The organism is Streptomyces sp. NPDC059371 (genome assembly GCF_042751995.1).
Lineage (GTDB): Bacteria > Actinomycetota > Actinomycetes > Streptomycetales > Streptomycetaceae > Streptomyces.
The window spans coordinates 1-15,853 of record NZ_JBHYXD010000021.1 but is presented as its reverse complement, the minus strand read 5'-3'; the positions used below and the strand labels follow the sequence as shown (position 1 = coordinate 15,853).

The window sequence follows — 15,853 nt, the reverse complement described above, 5'->3', positions numbered from 1 at the left end:
CCAAGGGGCTGACGTGAATGTGCGAGGGCGGCGTTACAGATACGTCGGACCGGCCGAGCTGAAAGCTGCGGTCCGGCCAGGCGGCAGCGGATTCCGTATCAGCTCGGCGGCTGACTTCGACAGGTGGATCGCTAAGCGATCGACGACGGAGCTGGCTGAACCATTCACCTTCGTGGTCGGCATGGACGGTGCGCTTCGACTGGCGCCGCGTCGAAGCGAGCACGTGGCCTGTGCCGGCGGAGACACGGTTCTCAGTGCCGGCGAGATCGGCTTCGTGCGCCAAGCAGACCGGTGGGCCGTGAGTGAGGTCAGCAATCAGTCCACCGGGTACTGCCCGGACATCAGCACCTGGTCGGCAGTCGCCCGCGCTCTCGACGACGTAGAACTCGGGCGGCCCTCCGGCTTCACCCACGAGGTGGTGTTCCGACGATGTCCCGACTGCCAGGAGATCAACATCGTGCGCGAGGACGACTTTGTCTGCGTCTTCTGCGGCAGCGATCTGCCCGCGGCCTGGAACGTGAATCCCACGGCATGACGCTCTCGAAAGTTTGCCAGGGGCATCGACGCCTTGCGTCACGAGCCAATCGTGGCGATGCCGGTCCCGGGACCCGTTCCATCAGGCAGAAGCCGTCGTGCGAAGATTCGGCGCCAGGATCTGACCGACCGGGTCGACCGGGCCGCCGACCGGGCCGACCGAATGATGCCCAGCAGTCGGCGCGCCGAGAAAGAGCACATGCGTACCAACACGTTCAACGCCATACACACGGCCGCCGTCGCTCTGGGGGCGATTCTCGCCACGGGATGCGGCGCGGGCGTCGGACCTGCAGCCTCGGTTGCAACCACTGCCGCTGCCCTTTCATCTTCTTCGGCATCGGCGCCTTTCGGTCAGAAGGCCGTTCGGATGGATCTGCAAGCGGCCGTCTCGGCAGCCGGGCTGACGGGCGGCAAGGTGGAGGCGGGGCTCGGCGTACCCAAGGGGCCACATGCCCGCGGCACCACCGAAAAGGGACGCAAGGCCACCGCCCTCACCACCCGACTCACCCCCTGCGTGGTCTCCTGGTCGCCCACCGAGGAGCACTACCGCTCCCCGAAAGCTGCCGATCCGACCGACACACGGCGCAACCTGAAGGTCATGCTGTCCGGCCTCTCGGCGCGGGGCTGGAAAGAGAGCACGCCGTCGCAGGAGGCACCGGTCGACGGCAACGGCACCTACTTCATGGCTTCGTACAAGAAGCAGGGCTGGGTCCTCTACGCCCGGCATCTCGCAGCACCCGCGCTCAACGACATGACGGTCATGGCAACGGAAGTGGCCTGCTTCGACCGACTCACCGATGAGGAGCAAGCCCTCATCGAGAACTGAAGGATCGCGCACAAGGCAGAGTGCGCGCAGATCAGAGCGAGCGGGTGGCAGTAGCTCCTGGTCATGATGCAAGGGCGACGATCCTCAGGGGCGTCGTCGAGGACGAATCCGGCACCAGGCCGGACGCGGGTCAGCCAACCTCGTCCCTGCGATCAGCCGCCAAGCGTGCCTCGAAACCGTCGAGCAGGGACCGGAGCCCGAACTCGAAGGAATTGTCGGGTGCTCCGGCGTACTCCGCGGCGGCCACGGTGTCGAGGCGTTTCCGCAGGTGCGGGAATTGCCTGGCGGTCTCGGTGGCGCGCCGCATGGTGTCAGCCATCAACTCCTCCGCGTCCTCGCCGCTCTTGTTCAGCCGGCGGTTCAACGACACCTGCGCGGCGGGCCCGAGCGTACTGCCGAGCACGAACGCGAGGGCCGCGGCGGCCGCCCGGTCCACGTCCGCGGCGGCGAAGCCGGCCTTCTCGTAGACGGCCAGGCTGAAGTCGTTGTGACGGGCCTGGGCCGATCCGTAGAGGAGATGACTGCCGAACGCCTGGACGAGCCAGGGGTGCCGACCGAGCATCGCGTACACGCCGGCGGCATGGGCGGCGGCGGCCGAACGCCAGTCCGTGGTGTCCAGGTCGGGCACCTCGACCTCGCCCCAGACCGCGTCACCGGCGAGCCGGACCAGGTCGTCCTTGTTCTTGATGTGCCAGTAGACGGCCGTGGCGGCAGAGCCGAGCCGTTGCGCGAGGCTGCGCATGTTGAGGCCGTCCAGCCCCTCGTCGTCGAGCAGCTCGATGGCGGCACGAACGATCCGGTCAGCGGTCAGCGTGTCTCGCGGCATGGCGGTCACCTTACTTGAACTTAGTTCATGGGACTCCTTGCACTTTGTTCAAGTCGTCCCTACGCTCTTTCTTGTACTTAGTTCAAGGAATCCGAGGGGGAGAGATGTCGCAGGACAGGTTGTCGGAGTTCGTCTCGTCGCAGGCCACGGAGTTCGGTGTCCCCGGTGTCGCCGTCGGGGTGCTCCTGGAGGGCCGGGAGCTGTACGCCTCGCACGGTGTGACCAGTCTCGCCAACCCGTCGCCGGTGGACGAGAACACGCTGTTTCCCGTGGCCTCGGTCTCCAAGACCTTCACCGCTACCGCGCTGATGCGCCTGGTCGCCGAGGGAAAGGTGGACCTGGACGCGCCGGTACGGCACTACGTCCCCGAACTGCGGCTCGCCGACGAGCAGGCCGCGGCGCGGATCACCGTCCTCAACCTGCTGAATCACACCGTGGGCCTGGACTGGAATCTGATCGACGACGGCAAGGGTGACCGCTCACTGGCCGGCCTGGTGGCGAAGCTGCCCGGCCTCCCGCTGATCGCGCCGCCCGGCACCCGTGCCTCGTACAGCCAGGCCGGTTACAACCTGGCGGGCCGGATCGTCGAGAAGGTCACGGGGCTGCCGTTCGAGCAGGCCATGGCCTCGCTCGTCCTGGAGCCGGTGGGTCTGACGGACACGGTGTACGGGCTGGCCGAGGTGATGGTCCGCAAGTTCGCCGTGGGCTACAACCGCGCCGAGGACGGCGAACTGCGCGTCGCCCGGCCCTGGAACGCGTTCAAGGAGGGCGCCCGCGGCGACAACCCGGGCGGGGGGCTCGCCTCCTCGGTGAGCGACCTGCTGCGCTGGGCCCGGTTCCAGCTGGGCGACGGTGCCGGTGTGCTGCCCGCCGCCGAACTGCACCGCATGCGCGAGCAGACGGTCGAACTCCGTGGCAGCACCCTCGGCGACGGCTTCGGCATCTGCTGGTTCCTCCACGACTTCGACGGCCTCCACGGAATCGGTCACGGCGGTTCGGGCAACGGTCAGTTCGCCGAACTGCTCATCGTGCCCGAGCGCGATTTCGCGGTGGTCTCGCTGGCCAACCTCGGTCCGGACGGCTACCCCTTCAACCAGTCCGTCGTACGGTGGGCACTCGAGCACTACCTCGACGTCACCGAGAAGCCGGCGCGGCCGCTCCCGTACGACGAGGGAAGGGCCCGGCAGGTCGTCGGCCGCTACGAGATCGACGCCATGAACCTCGACATCGCCGTCGACGGCGCCCGGCTCACTCTGGGGGTCGGGATCAAACCGGAGATCCGCGAGGCATCCGATGAGGAGATGCCACCGGACCACCCGGCCGCGGCCATCGGCTTCCTTCCCGGCGACGGCGACGAGTACGTCATCACCGAGGGCGGCCTCCAGGGCCAGCGCGGCTACTTCTCCCGCGACGCCCACGGAGCGATCACCGGCATCGACATCGCGGGCCGGCTGTTCAACCGGGTCACGCGGGCTTCCTAGAACGCCAGTGGCAGATCGCGCCGGAAGACGGCCATGGCGCGACCCGGGCCGTTGTAGTCGTCGGTGATCCTCACGTCGAAGCCGACGCTGCGATGGAAGGCGATCGAGCCGGTGTTCTCCACGGACGTGATCGCCTTCAACCGTCGCGCGCCCTGGAGTTCGGCCGCTTCGGCGAACGCCGCGTACAGGCGGCGCCCGAGACCGCTGCCACGGGTGTCGTCCCGGGTGGCGATGAGATGCACGTAACCGGTGCCGTCCGGCGTGACGAACCCGAAGACGTAGCCGCGGATCCCGTCCTCGGCACGCGCGACCAGGCAGGTGGCCCCGAACTCCCGCACCAACGCCAGAAGATGCAGCGAGCGAAGGTCCCGTTCACCCCAGTAGCGGGAGTGATCGGCCAGGACCTGGTGAAAGTCGGCCACGTCAGCGGGTGTTATGTCGATTCCCATGAACGACGATCCTGACAGACGCCCGGCACCGGGTGCCAAAAGGAGTCGACGCCGGTCGCCGCGGCAGTCGATCATCGGCACATGCCACTGAGAGACACCCTGACGCGCGTCGACGCGGACCTGGCCGCGGGCCAGCTCCCCGTCGCGCGTCAGCGCCTGCGCGGACTCGTATCGTCGTTTCCGAACGACCTGACGCTCCGGCGCCGCCTCGCCGAGACCTACCGGCTGTACGGAGAGCCCGCGGAGGCGGGCCGCTGGATGTATCTCGAATCGGACCGGGACGCGGCCGAGACCTCGGCCTTCGAGGCCAGGTACGGCACCCCTGAGCGGCGGATGCGCGCACTCGCCTGGAGCGGCTCGGAGTCACTGGCCGGAACAGCCTTCGCCAGAGGGCAGTTGGAAGCGGTACGGGTGGCCTGCTCGGACTCCATGGGGCATCCGGTCGCATGGGACACCGTGCCGGACGGCACGAAGACCGACAGCGGGAACAGCCCTGTCACCGGCTTCCTGGCGGGAGCCGGTTGTCTGCTGGCGGTCGTCGCGTTCCTCGCGATCTGGGTGAACGGCCTGGTGGCCCTCTTCGACTGAAGTCACCGGCCGAGGACCCGTACGACGTGTGCGGCACGGGGGCGGGATCGGCGGCGGGCTGGACACCGCGTCGCCGATCCGCTCCCGGGCCGGGCTCAGTTGCTCACAGGAAGCGCCACAGGTGGTCGGCCGTGCCGTTGTCGTCGTACTGGACCACCTGGGCGCTGTTGGCGGTGGACATGTGGTCGACGCCCAGGACCTTTCCGCTGTTCTTGTTCCGTATGCGGTACCAGCCGTCGCCGTTGTCGATGAGCGTCCACAGATGGTCGTCCGTTCCGTTGTCCTCGAACTGGACGACGATCGCGCTGTTGTCCATCGACATGTGGTCGACGCCGAGCACCTTGCCGCTGTTGCCGTTCCGGATCAGCCGCCATCCGTCGCCCCGGTCGATGACCTGCCAGGCGTGGTCGCCCGTCCCGGTGTTGTCGAACTGCACGACGCGTGCGCTGTTCTCCGTCGACATGCCGTCGACGGCCAGGACCTTGCCGCTGTTCTTGTTGGCGAGTCTGCGGAAAGGTGGTTCCGGGGTCCAGGGCCGGCCGTCCGGAGCCGCCGTGGGAAAGGACGTGACACGAAGTCGCGCCGCGCCCATCGGGATGAGGGTGACCGTCTCGACCGGCGCGTCGCTGCGGGCCGGAGAGTCCTGCAGCGGCGCCACGACCTGTTCGTCGTCCGTGACCCACTCCGGGATCTTCCGGGCCTGCGCCGAGAGGGACACGGGCGTGGTGCCGGGCGTGAAGGGCTGGTCCGGGACAACGGTGCCGGTCTGCGCCGGAGTGAGTGAGGTTTCCGGCAGGAGGCCGTAGTTCCATCTCGTGGTCGCGTGGACCTCGTACGCGGGGAACGCGTCGTCTCCCGCGTAACGGTCGTAGCGTTCGCCGATCTTCAACGAGTAGGTGAGGGGGCCTCGTTCGACGCTGACCGCGCCGTGCTGGCCGGGCCATGATCGCAGTCGGGCCTTCTGAGGCAGCCGCAGGCGCACGATGTCGCCGTCGCGCCAGGTGCGGTCGATCCGTGCCCAGGACGGGCCGTCCGAGGCGGTGACCGCCGTTCCGTTGACCTGCAGTTGGGGACCTGCGCACCAGCCGGGCACGCGCAGTCGCAGGGGGAAGCGCACCGGACGGGGTGTGGACACGGTGAGGGTGATCGTGTCCTGGAAGGGGTAGCCCGTTTCCTCGGTGACGGTGACCGTCGTTCCCCCGGCGACCACGGCCTTGACGCGGCTCGGGGCGTAGAGCGCGGCGACCAGGCCGCCGTCGGCACCGGTGAGCCAGAGTTCCTCGGTGAAGTAGGGCCAGCCCATGCCGTAGTTGTGGGGGCAGCAGCGGTACTGGTCGACGCCGGCCTGGAAGGCCTGCATGGCGAAGCCGTTCTGGAACTGCCCTTGGGTCTTGGGGCGGTTGTCGAGGTCGACGCTGTTGGCGCTGGTGATGTAGTGGACGGACTTGCCGTCGGGATCGAGGGAGGCCGGAAGCATGTTGAAGGCCAGGTCCTCACAGCGGTCCGCCCAGACCGGGTCCCCGGTGATCCTGGTCAACAGCTCGTGGCTGGGCATGAATTCGACGATGCCGCAGGTCTCGAACCCCTGCCGTGGGTCGGCGAATCCGGGTCGGTAGTTCTCGTCCCCGGCCAACCCGCCGCCGGGGAACCGCCCGTAGGAGCCCATCACGGTGTCATAGGCCCGGTACGTGGCGCTCACGAGATCGGCGGAGCCGGTCAGGTGCCCGTACTGGGCGGGCTCCCGGAAGCCCTGGGCGATATTCACGTTGTGCCGGCTCGGGGTGGCCCCGGTCCAGTCGGCGCCGTAACCGTGCATCTTGGCGGCGAGATCGAGCAGGAAGGCCTCGCCGGTCCGGCGGTGGAGCCATACGGCGATGTCCAGGCCGTCGCCCCAACGGTAGGACACCCAGCTTGTGTTGAAAGATCCCGGCCCCTGGACGTTCATGTAGCGGAGGAAGCGGACGAGGAACGGCACGATCCGCGTGTCGTGGGTGTACTCCTCGTGCGTCCGCAGTGCTTGCAGGAGCGGCAGGAAGGGCCAGAAGTCCGGTCCGCCGTTGAGTGCCGTGCGTAAGCCGCGGGGCCCGAAGAAGCCGTCGCTCTGCTGGGTCGCGAGGATCCCGTCCACCCACTCACGCGACCGCGTGAGCGCGTGCTGGTCGCCGGTGGCGATGGCCAGCGGGATGTAGCCGCGCAGCCAGTACGGCACCTCTTCCCAGGCGTCGTGTTCGGGATGCACCCAGCCGGTCGAGGAGAAGTCGAGGAAGTGCGAGAGATTCTCGTACGTGCCGCACAAACCGGCGAGCTGCAGCCGGAGTTGGCCGGCGAGCCACCCGCGGGCGACCACACTTCCCGGCGGCAGCTTCTGGAACACGTCCACCGGCGCCGTTTCCGCTCGCGGCTGGGGCGCCGCGACCGCGGACCCGGCGAACGGGCTGCCGAGCGCCGCGGCGCCCAACGCTCCGGAGCCCAGGGCGAGGACTCTCCGTCTGCTCACTGACATGCAGGTGACCTGCCTTCCGAAAGGGGTCCGCTCGCAGTGCGACAACGTTGTCCGACTTCTACAACGTTGGAAATGACGCCGCGGACATGACAGCACGGCGGAGTCCGGCTGTCCAGGAGTCGTCACGAACGATCCCGGACCGCCCGAGCGAAGGCCGGTGGACGGCCGGACCGCCCGGGGCGAAAGCCGGTGGCCGAGCCGCCGAATCCCGTGCGCGGACGTCAGGTTCCGCTGAGCGATTGCCGGAAGTACGCGTTCATGGCTCGACAGTGGGCGGCGAGCCAGGAATGGGCACCTCGTATTTCATGTCAACGTCCTGGGCCCGTTCCACGGCGTCGTTCACACCCGCGGCCGTGGCGTCCCGATCATCGACATCAGCAGGTCGTGGGTCTCGGAGTCGGCGGCCGCCACGAGTCCCCGGCCCGTCGGCCCGATCGGGGCACCGTCGATCCCGGTGACGACGCAGCCCGCCGCCTTGCACAGCGCGATGCCGGCGGCGAAGTGCACGCTCCCGGACAGGTCGCCGCCGTCCGTCACGTACGCGGCCCGCTTGCCGGCGGCGACCCAGCTCAGGGCCAGCGTGGTGGACCCGACCCGGGGCCGGAAGCGTTCCACGAAGGCGGGCCGAGCCAGCAGGTCCACGGCGCGAAATCCGGGCGCGCCCGGGAACGGCGGGTCCAGGTTGACGTCCACGAGCCCGGTGGCGGACGAGGGCACCAGCCGGGCATCGGCACCGTCGCGCCGTACCCACGCGGTCTCGCCGTCGGTGAAGAAGACCTCGCCGCCGAACGGGTCGGCCACCGCGGCGGCACCGCCGCACAGCGCCACGTTGACGGCCACCAGCATGGTGCCGACCGCGTAGTTCAGCGTGCCGCACAGGGGGTCAACCAGCCACTGACGCGCGGCCCCCGCCGCACCCCCCGGCCCGCTCTCCTCGCCGAGCACGGCGTCGTCGGGCCGGGCCTCGCGAAGTATGCCGAGGATCGTCTTCTCGACCTCCACATCGGCAGTGGTCGCGAAGTCTCCGCCGCCCTTGTCGATCCGCGCGAGGCGCCGCCCGTACAGGGCCCGCACCACGTCAGCCCCGGCACAGGCCGCGGCTGTCGCGACCGCGGCATCGTCAAGTCCCGCATACGAGTTGCTCACCTCCGGCACGATATCGGCGCGGGCCGGGTGCGGCGGCCGGGATCTGTGGGGCTGCGGGGCCGATTGTCAGTGGCCGCCGCTAGCGTTCGCTGCATAGTCGCACTCCACCCGGGACGGACTGACCTGGGTGAACTGTGCTCTCATCTGGTGTTCTTGACGCGGAAGGCTGTGGCTCGTGGGGTGGGTGTCGGCGGGTGACGGGTATGAAGTCGCCCTTGTGGAGGGGCGGGTGGCGGCGCGTGCCACCTCGGGCCGGTCGGCGGGACGGCAGCTCAAATCGCTCCCGCGCGCGCTGAAGGACCACCCGGAGGTGGACCGGCTGCGGCGCTTCGCCGAGTGGCTGGACCGGCATGCCACGGCGTGTGTGGCACAGGTCGACGCGTGGATGGTGTCGTCGCTGCCGGTGCCCACCGGGCTGCTGGCCCGGGTGTGGCTGGACGAGGCCTGGCAGTCCGCGCTGCGCGATCTGGTGGTGGTCGGCGACGACCCCGACGACGTGGGCTTCCTGCGCGGCGCCACCGACGCCGGCGAACTGATGCTGGTGGACCTGGACGGCGAGACGGTCCGGATAGCCCCGCGCACGGTGACGCTGCCGCACCCCGTTCTCCTCCCGGACCTCGATGATCTGCGCGACTTCGCGGCCGAACTCGGCATCGTCCAGCGCGTCGAGCAGATCCACCGGGCCACCTGGCGGCAGCCCGAGGACCTCCGCGCCAAGGCCACCGAGGTGAGGGACTTTGCGGGGGGCTCGTTCCGCTCCCGCTTCGCGCTCGCCGCGCGGGCCAGTTCGCTCGGCTACCGCGTGTCCGGGGGGTACGCGACCGCCCGGGTGCGGGACGGCGGACGCACCCTCGAATCCTCGGTGTGGATCGGGGAGCCGTACTGGGACAGCGAGGTCGAGACCGGATCGCTCACCTGGCGGGACCAGGACGGCCGTGCCCTGCCGCTCGGCGAGGTGGGACCGGTCGCCTGGTCGGAGGGGATGCGCATGGCCGCGGCGCTGTACGCGGGCCGCGTCATCGAGGAGGGCAAGAACGCATGAGCGGGGGGACGCAGGTGTCGTACGAGGAACTGCTGACGGCGGGCGCGGTGCTGCCGCCCGGAACGGAGGGGGCCGGCGAACTGGGGGTGCCGCTGACGGCGCGGACGTACCGTCACCCGGGCCTGGACGACCGGGTGGTGGTCCGGCTGGTCGCGGGCGAGCTGGGGGCCGCGGAGGACCTGGCCGCCGGGTTCCTCGGCCTGGAGCCGGACGCCGAACCCGTCGTCGTCGGGTTCGGACCGCGCCAGTCGCTGGGCTTTCCCGAATGGGTGCTGGTGCACCACCCGAAGGACGGCCACCACGCGCTGCGCGTGGTCCCGGACCTGGAGCGGGCCGGGCGCCAGGCCAAGTCCCGTCCGAAGGCCGCCCTCGACGCCTTCGTGGAACTCGGGGAGCGGCTGGCGGCCTCGGTGCCGCACTTCCTGCCGACGTTCTACGAACAGGCCGGACGTGTGTTCCTCGCGGAGGAGAACGCGACCTATGCGGCCCAGCTCTTCACCCGGGCCCGCAAGGCCGAGGCGGAGCACGGTCTGGCGGTGCAGGAGGAGCGGCTGGACGCCGTGTTCCTGGAGTTCGCGCTCGCCGGGGCCCTCCCGGTCAAGGTGCTGTCGGCATACGCCAGGGAGTTGGCGGCGCGCGTGCCGGCCGAGGACGCGCTGCGGCGCTTCACCCGGCTGTGCCTGCGCCGGACGGCCGGCGGGCTGCCGCCGTCGGCGCAGATGGCGAACGACCTGCGCAAGCTGGCCCGCGCGGCCGGCCGGGACGCGAACCTCGCCGAGCAGGAGTACGTCTCCGAGCTCCTCACGCTGCCGGCCACCCTGCGCGCGGCGGCCGGCTGGTGGAAGGGACACCGCACGGCGCTGGTCGCCCTGGCCGCGCGCGAGCCGCGTGTGCGGGGCGCCTTGCTCGATCTGATGCCCGCCGCTCACGACAGCGACATGCCCGCGATGTGGCTGGAGCTGCTGGAGGCCTCCGGCGCCACCGCCGGTCTGTGGGATGCCTCCCTGCCCGAGGAGCAGCGGCCGCAGGACGGTGCCGCGGGCTGGCTGGAGCGGTTCCTGAACTACCGCGAGCGGGCCCGGTCCTGGCGTGACCCCAGTCGCATGGCCGAGCTGTATCCGCTGGTGGAACGGGCGGCGGACCAGTTGCGGACCGAACTCGCCGCCTCCGGTGCCGCGTTGAAGGTCGTCCACGATCTCGATCTGATCGATCTGCTGCTGTCGCTGGACGTTCCGGTGGCCGCTCCGCGGAAGGGCGACGCGCTGCTGCTGACGCAGTGGGCCCTCGGAGAGGGGCGCCGCGACCTGGTGTCGGTGGCCGCCGACAGCCGCTTCCACGGCGCCTTCGGGCGGGGCGCGGACCGGTTCGGCAACGACGACCAGTCGCTGCGGGCGATCGCTCTCCTGGCGTCGTCCCCGGGCGGCAGTCCGCTGCTCGCGGACTGGGTGCGTACGGTCGTACGGCGCTTCACCGCGGTCGGCCTGCCTCAACTGCCGGATGCGCTGGCCCGGTTGAAGTGGCTGCCCGCCGAGGCGCTGGCGCTAACCGAGGACGAGGTGCGGGCCGCCGCCGGCACCGACCTCGCACCGGTCCTGGCGCGCACCCTGCGGGCGGGGCTCTTCGACGAACTCGGCTGGCCCGCCTGGGAGGACGCGATCGCCTCCCTCGTCCCCAAGGCCGACATCGAGGACGTGGTCGTCGCCGACGCCTGGCCGCACCTCATCGTGGCCGGGGCCGCCCAGGCGCGGGTGATCGGTGCCGAAGGCACGCTGCTCACCCATGACCTGCGGCTCCCGGGGAACGGCAACTGGGGCGATCCGGGCTTCCACCACGTGGACGGAGAGCTTCTCGTCTACTGGAACGACCGCAACGACGGCCTGCGCGGCTACTGGCACCCCCGTCCCGACCGCCCGGTGTCCCTGGAAGGCGCACGGAACACCCGCGGCATCCGGATGGACTGGTACCAGGGCCACGGACCGATCACCCTCCCGCTGCCCGGCGGGGGCCGCACGACCGGCGGCGGCGTCCTGCACGCCGGGGACACCACCCTGCCCGAGGAACGGCAACTGCTCTGCGACGGCGTCTCGTACTGGGTGTGGTGCTCGGACGGCGGCACGCACGACTGGCACGAGTACGACCCGGCGACGGGTGAGCACGGGCGCGTGAGCCGGCCCGCCTTCTTCACCGACGCCCTCCGGGACGCCCCCGAGGGCAGCACGTTCGGCGGGGGCCGGCTGAGCCCGTCACCGACCGCCGGCGCCACGCCCGCCTCCGCTCCCGTGGGCGGTCTGGTCGGCCTGCGCATGGTGAAGCTGCCGGACGGCTCCGTGCGCGCCCAGGATCTGGCCGGACACACCGTCACCCTGCCCGCGGACGCCGGCCGTCCCTCGACGCTGGTGGTCTTCCCCGGCGCGGAGGAGGCGAGGGCGATCGTCCGCGAGAGCTGGAGCCTCGCCATCGTGGACGCGGACGGCGTCGTCACCTCGGTGGCCAAGACCGACCGCGCGCCCGGAGCCTTCGGCGAGGGCTCGCTGCTGTTGCCGCCGGTGCAGTACTGGGAGTGTCTGACAGCCCGCGATCCCGAGGGCTCCGCGGCACTACGGCACATCGAGCGCGACACCGCGGCGGCCCTGCTGTCCGCCGCGGGCGCAGAGGACAAGGACGTCCTCCTCGAGGCGATCCGTTCCCATCTCCCGGTCACCCACGACGCGCTGGTCGCGGGGATCGCCGGTGTCGTCCGGCACGCGGGCGGTCAGCAGGCCGTCCTGGACGCGGTGGCGGCCCGGCTCACCCGCGCCCTCGACGGCGGCCCGCAGGAGGAGGGCCCGGCCGGACCGCCGGACACCGTTCTCCTCGACGCCACGAACGGCCTGTGCGGAACGGCCCGTTCCTGGTGGAACCGGGACGACGAGGCCGACACCGTCTTCCGTGCCCTCCGCGAGATGAGGCGGGCGGCCGGGCTCTCCGGCACTCCCGCCACCGAGGGACCGGCGGCGCTCCTCCACCTCGACGGACGGCGGATTCCCGTCGGCCAGCCGCATCTGGAGACGCTGCTCGACCGCATGCCCGCCCTGGCCTTCCGGACAGCGGCCTGCACCACCCCCGACGACCACCGTGCGGCCCTGCGGGCGCTGCTGACCGAATGCGACGCCCTGGACCTGGCGTCGGCCGCCGAGTCCTCGCGCTGGCGCGCGGTGGAACTGCACCTGGGGGCGGGCGTGCTGCGCACCCCGTCGGGCGAGTGGCGCGAGGGCGCATGGAACGGGGTGCTGCCTCTCGGCGGCGGTTCCTTCATCGCCGTGGTGGGACGCGTGTCGCAGGGCGAGGACGGCTGCGTCTTCACCGGCTTCTTCCACGATCCTGCCGGGCGCTTCGAGACCCCGAAGCCCTATGAGCTCCGGACATCGGCTCCGCTGGGCGGGGACCCGTACGCGGGCCGCCTCGGCGCGTTCCTCGCGGAGCTGTCCGCACGCGGCCCGGCTCCCTGGTTCCCGCAAGCGGCGGAGGAGTTCGCGCGCCTGACGGGCGTCACCGACACCATGGCCCGGCTGATTGTGGCCGGTCTGCCCCAGGTCGACGTCTACGAACGGTCGTTCCTGACCGCGCAGGCGTGCGCGGTCATCGGGGTGAAGGCCGCCGCGGCGGCCGTCGCCAAGGAGGAGCTGCACCAGGTGGATCCGGCGATCCGTGCCGCGGTCGTGGCCGCGCTGCTGCCCGCCGAGCCCGCCCGCCTGTGGACCGAGGGTCCGGACTGGGCCGGCGCCGCCGAGGTCTGGAACAGCAGGGTGGGCCGACGGGCCGCCGTGCCCGAGGAGTTGCTCAGCGACGCGATCCGCGCCTTCAAGCACGGGCAGTGGAACGTCCGCCAGGCGCTGCCCGCACTGCTGGACCCGGCCGGTGAGCCCCGGCTCACCCGTGACCTGGAGTGGGCGGTCGACGGTGACCGGGTCAAGTGCGTCGACGGGGACGGGGCCGGATTCGGCGGGCCGGTCCTGATGGGCTTCGTCGGGCTCGCCGCCTGGCTCGCCCACCGGCTGCCCGCGGGCGATCCGATCCGCGCCGCGCTGCCCGCCGCGCTCGGCGCCGTCCGCGACCGGCTGTCCCACCCCGGGCTGATGCTCGACCTCAACCAGTACGTCAGCATCACCGCCTTCCGGAAGACGGCGGGCGCTCCGACCGAGGTCGGCAAGGGTTTCGAACGCTACGGTGCCGTCGTCCTCGCCACGCACGACGACCAGCCCTCCCCCGCGCTGCGGGTCTCCCTGCTCGACGAGGCGGGCCAGGACCCGTACCTGCCCGCGCTGCGCGTCGACGGCCAGCGTCCCTACCAGGTGGAGGTGGCCCTGCGGCTGGCCCGTTCCGCCCGCTTCGAGGCGCTGCTCGCCGATCCGGGCGACCCGCAGGCGGGCGAGCGCGCCGAGGACGGCACCTGGTGGCCGCAGGACCCGACCCGCTCGGTTCCGGATCTGGTGACGGAGGCCGCTAAGGAGTACGGCCTCGGTGAGGACTCCGCCGCGCTCTACCTCATGCTGCTCGCCATGCCCGACCCGACGGACCGGATGACGGCCCGCTGGACGGGATGGAAGCCGGCCCGTCTCAAGGCGGCCCGTGCCGAACTGGCGGCCACCGACCTGGTGGTGGAGGCCAGCCGAACCAGGGCCGGGCGTTCGCTGTTCCTGCCCGGCGGCTGGGTGGTGCCGAAGGCTCCGCGCGTTCCGCTGGAGCAGTGGAAGCGGCCGCTGTATGACGACCTGCTGTGGAACGAGGAAGCCCTGCTCGCCGTGATCGTGCCGACGGAACCGGTCGCGGACCTTTACCGAAGGGTCTGGCGGCAGGTCCTGGAGGGCGGCGGGCCCCGGTTCGAGGAGTTCGCGATGCGACCCGGCCGCCGCCGCTGACACACCGCCGGGGCCCTGGCGACCTCCGGCACGGGCCCCGGCACCTTCCGACACTCACCCAGCCATATCGAACGTCCCGGCCTCCTTTTGCACCTCACGACTCAGCCGGCCCCTGAAGGCTCCAGCCACCTTCTGCAACTCACCGTGCACATACCCATCGAACAAGGAACGCGCATGACCCCGACCGACACGGCGACCGCCCTTCCGGACCGGCAGACCCTGCCCGCCGAGGAACGCCACGCCACCGAACTCGCCTTCCTCGCCGCCCACGACACGGGCCCCCGCCCGCCCGGCTGGCGGCTGACGCCGCGCGCCGTCATCACCTTCGTGTCCGGCAGCGGCGGCGAGCCCCTCGCCCTGCCCGAGCGCCACGACTCGCTGCCCGACAAGCTCGTCATCGCCCCCAAGTTCGTCGGCGAGCGCGCCCTGGTGGAGCGGTGTGTCGTCACCCTCGCCGGAGAACGCGGCCTCCTGCTGGTCGGTGAGCCGGGCACGGCCAAGTCCATGCTCTCCGAGCTGCTGTCCGCCGCCGTCTCCGGCACCAGCGCGCTGACCGTCCAGGGCACCGCGGGCACCACCGAGGACGCCCTGCGCTACGGATGGAACTACGCGCTGCTGCTCGCCCAGGGCCCGACGCCGACGGCACTGGTCGACTCGCCGGTGCTGGCCGCCATGCGCGGCGGGCGGGTGGCCCGCGTCGAGGAGATCACCCGCTGTCTGCCGGAGGTGCAGGACGCGCTGGTGTCGATCCTGTCCGACCGACGGATGAGCGTGCCCGAACTGGCCGGGACCGACGACGCGCAGGTCGCGGCCGCCCCCGGATTCACCGTCATCGCCACCGCCAACCTGCGCGACCGCGGTGTCTCGGAGATGTCCGCCGCGCTCAAGCGCCGCTTCAACTTCGAGACCGTGCACCCGATCGCCGACGTCGACGCCGAGACCGCGCTCGTACGCCGTCAGGCCGTCGCGGCCGTCGAGCGGGCGGGCGCCGCCTTCGGCGTCGACGACGCGGTCCTGGACGTGCTGGTCACCGTGTTCCGCGACCTCCGGGCCGGACGGTCGGCGGAGGGCTGGGACGTGGAGCGGCCCGGCACGGTCATGTCGACGGCCGAGGCGGTGCAGGTCGCGGTCTCCCTCGGGGTGGCCGCCGCGTACCTTCCCGGCGCCGACTCCCTCGATCTGGTCCCCGGTCATCTGCTGGGCGTCGTCCGCAAGGACGACCCCGCCGACCACGCGCGTCTGCTCGGCTACTGGGACGGTCCGGTGCGCCGCCGCGCCGAGGACGGCTCCGCGCTGTGGCGCAGGCTCTGGGACCTGCGGGAGAACCTCCGGTGACGTACACCCAGGATCCACGGGCGGCCGTCACCGCCCTCGCCGGCTCCGTGGGGGGGGCGGGCCCTGGTGGTAGGCCGCCCAACCCCCCCCCCGCGCCCGCCCGCGGGCCCCAGCCCGGGCCCCACCCCGCGCGCGCCCGCGCGCTGGGGGACCCGGGGGCGCCCGGGGGGCGGGGCTCGGTCGCATCGTCGGTCGGGAGTGGTTTCGAGCTTCCGGGCGAGACCG

The 15,853-nt window shown here is 71.4% G+C and carries 11 protein-coding genes; 7 read left to right on the top strand and 4 right to left on the bottom strand.

Annotated elements, in window-relative coordinates:
- Positions 1 to 13 precede the first annotated feature (13 nt).
- Both ACFXGX_RS14875 and ACFXGX_RS14870 read left to right on the top strand, forming a co-directional pair.
- On the top strand, positions 14 to 535 hold the full coding sequence (locus tag ACFXGX_RS14875) for a hypothetical protein (RefSeq protein WP_384789991.1): 522 nt from the start codon (positions 14 to 16) through the stop codon (positions 533 to 535).
- A 198-nt stretch (positions 536 to 733) separates the two neighbouring features.
- On the top strand, positions 734 to 1,360 hold the full coding sequence (locus ACFXGX_RS14870) for a hypothetical protein (protein WP_384789989.1): 627 nt from the start codon (positions 734 to 736) through the stop codon (positions 1,358 to 1,360).
- Positions 1,361 to 1,490: 130 nt separating this feature from the next.
- Here ACFXGX_RS14870 and ACFXGX_RS14865 read toward each other — a convergent pair whose 3' ends face one another.
- Positions 1,491 to 2,186, bottom strand: coding sequence for a TetR/AcrR family transcriptional regulator (locus tag ACFXGX_RS14865; protein ID WP_384789986.1), 696 nt, complete (start codon positions 2,184 to 2,186; stop codon positions 1,491 to 1,493).
- Between the two features lie 104 nt (positions 2,187 to 2,290).
- On the opposite strand from ACFXGX_RS14865, the gene ACFXGX_RS14860 reads away from it, so the two are divergent.
- Positions 2,291 to 3,667 (top strand): serine hydrolase domain-containing protein, encoded by a 1,377-nt coding sequence (locus ACFXGX_RS14860; RefSeq protein WP_384789982.1) that lies wholly within the window; start codon positions 2,291 to 2,293, stop codon positions 3,665 to 3,667.
- Here ACFXGX_RS14860 and ACFXGX_RS14855 read toward each other — a convergent pair.
- Complete coding sequence (locus ACFXGX_RS14855) at positions 3,664 to 4,116, bottom strand: GNAT family N-acetyltransferase (protein ID WP_384789979.1); 453 nt, start codon at positions 4,114 to 4,116, stop codon at positions 3,664 to 3,666. The genes ACFXGX_RS14860 and ACFXGX_RS14855 overlap by 4 nt on opposite strands.
- An 81-nt stretch (positions 4,117 to 4,197) precedes the next feature.
- Here ACFXGX_RS14855 and ACFXGX_RS14850 point away from each other — a divergent pair, with 81 nt between their 5' ends.
- Positions 4,198 to 4,704 carry a DUF6584 family protein gene (locus ACFXGX_RS14850; RefSeq protein ID WP_384789976.1) on the top strand — a complete coding sequence of 169 codons (507 nt, stop codon included), beginning with the start codon at positions 4,198 to 4,200 and terminating at the stop codon, positions 4,702 to 4,704.
- 103 nt (positions 4,705 to 4,807) lie between these two features.
- Here the strand turns inward: ACFXGX_RS14850 and ACFXGX_RS14845 are convergent, their stop codons facing one another.
- Both ACFXGX_RS14845 and ACFXGX_RS14840 read right to left on the bottom strand, forming a co-directional pair.
- Entirely contained in the window at positions 4,808 to 7,207 is a 2,400-nt protein-coding gene (locus tag ACFXGX_RS14845; protein ID WP_384789973.1) for a beta-L-arabinofuranosidase domain-containing protein, read from the bottom strand.
- Between the two features lie 339 nt (positions 7,208 to 7,546).
- Positions 7,547 to 8,353, bottom strand: a complete 807-nt coding sequence (locus ACFXGX_RS14840) for an inositol monophosphatase family protein (RefSeq protein ID WP_384789970.1) — start codon at positions 8,351 to 8,353, stop codon at positions 7,547 to 7,549.
- 175 nt (positions 8,354 to 8,528) lie between these two features.
- Here ACFXGX_RS14840 and ACFXGX_RS14835 point away from each other — a divergent pair, with 175 nt between their 5' ends.
- The 3 genes from ACFXGX_RS14835 (at position 8,529) to ACFXGX_RS14825 (ending at position 15,628) form a co-directional block, all read left to right on the top strand.
- Entirely contained in the window at positions 8,529 to 9,395 is an 867-nt protein-coding gene (locus tag ACFXGX_RS14835) for a DUF4132 domain-containing protein (protein ID WP_384789968.1), read from the top strand.
- Positions 9,392 to 14,293 (top strand): DNA-binding protein, encoded by a 4,902-nt coding sequence (locus tag ACFXGX_RS14830; protein WP_384789965.1) that lies wholly within the window; start codon positions 9,392 to 9,394, stop codon positions 14,291 to 14,293. The genes ACFXGX_RS14835 and ACFXGX_RS14830 overlap by 4 nt, the downstream gene beginning before the upstream one ends.
- A gap of 174 nt (positions 14,294 to 14,467) precedes the next feature.
- Positions 14,468 to 15,628, top strand: coding sequence for an AAA family ATPase (locus tag ACFXGX_RS14825; protein ID WP_384789962.1), 1,161 nt, complete (start codon positions 14,468 to 14,470; stop codon positions 15,626 to 15,628).
- Positions 15,629 to 15,853 lie beyond the last annotated feature (225 nt).

What these genes read in the sequence shown, in the direction of transcription:
- ACFXGX_RS14825 (WP_384789962.1), top strand. Translation starts at nt 14,468, where the DNA reads ATGACCCCGACCGACACGGCGACCGCCCTTCCGGACCGGCAGACCCTG.
- ACFXGX_RS14870 (WP_384789989.1), top strand. Translation starts at nt 734, where the DNA reads ATGCGTACCAACACGTTCAACGCCATACACACGGCCGCCGTCGCTCTG.
- ACFXGX_RS14865 (WP_384789986.1), bottom strand. Translation starts at nt 2,186, where the DNA reads ATGCCGCGAGACACGCTGACCGCTGACCGGATCGTTCGTGCCGCCATC.
- ACFXGX_RS14850 (WP_384789976.1), top strand. Translation starts at nt 4,198, where the DNA reads ATGCCACTGAGAGACACCCTGACGCGCGTCGACGCGGACCTGGCCGCG.
- ACFXGX_RS14845 (WP_384789973.1), bottom strand. Translation starts at nt 7,207, where the DNA reads ATGTCAGTGAGCAGACGGAGAGTCCTCGCCCTGGGCTCCGGAGCGTTG.
- ACFXGX_RS14830 (WP_384789965.1), top strand. Translation starts at nt 9,392, where the DNA reads ATGAGCGGGGGGACGCAGGTGTCGTACGAGGAACTGCTGACGGCGGGC.
- ACFXGX_RS14860 (WP_384789982.1), top strand. Translation starts at nt 2,291, where the DNA reads ATGTCGCAGGACAGGTTGTCGGAGTTCGTCTCGTCGCAGGCCACGGAG.
- ACFXGX_RS14855 (WP_384789979.1), bottom strand. Translation starts at nt 4,116, where the DNA reads ATGGGAATCGACATAACACCCGCTGACGTGGCCGACTTTCACCAGGTC.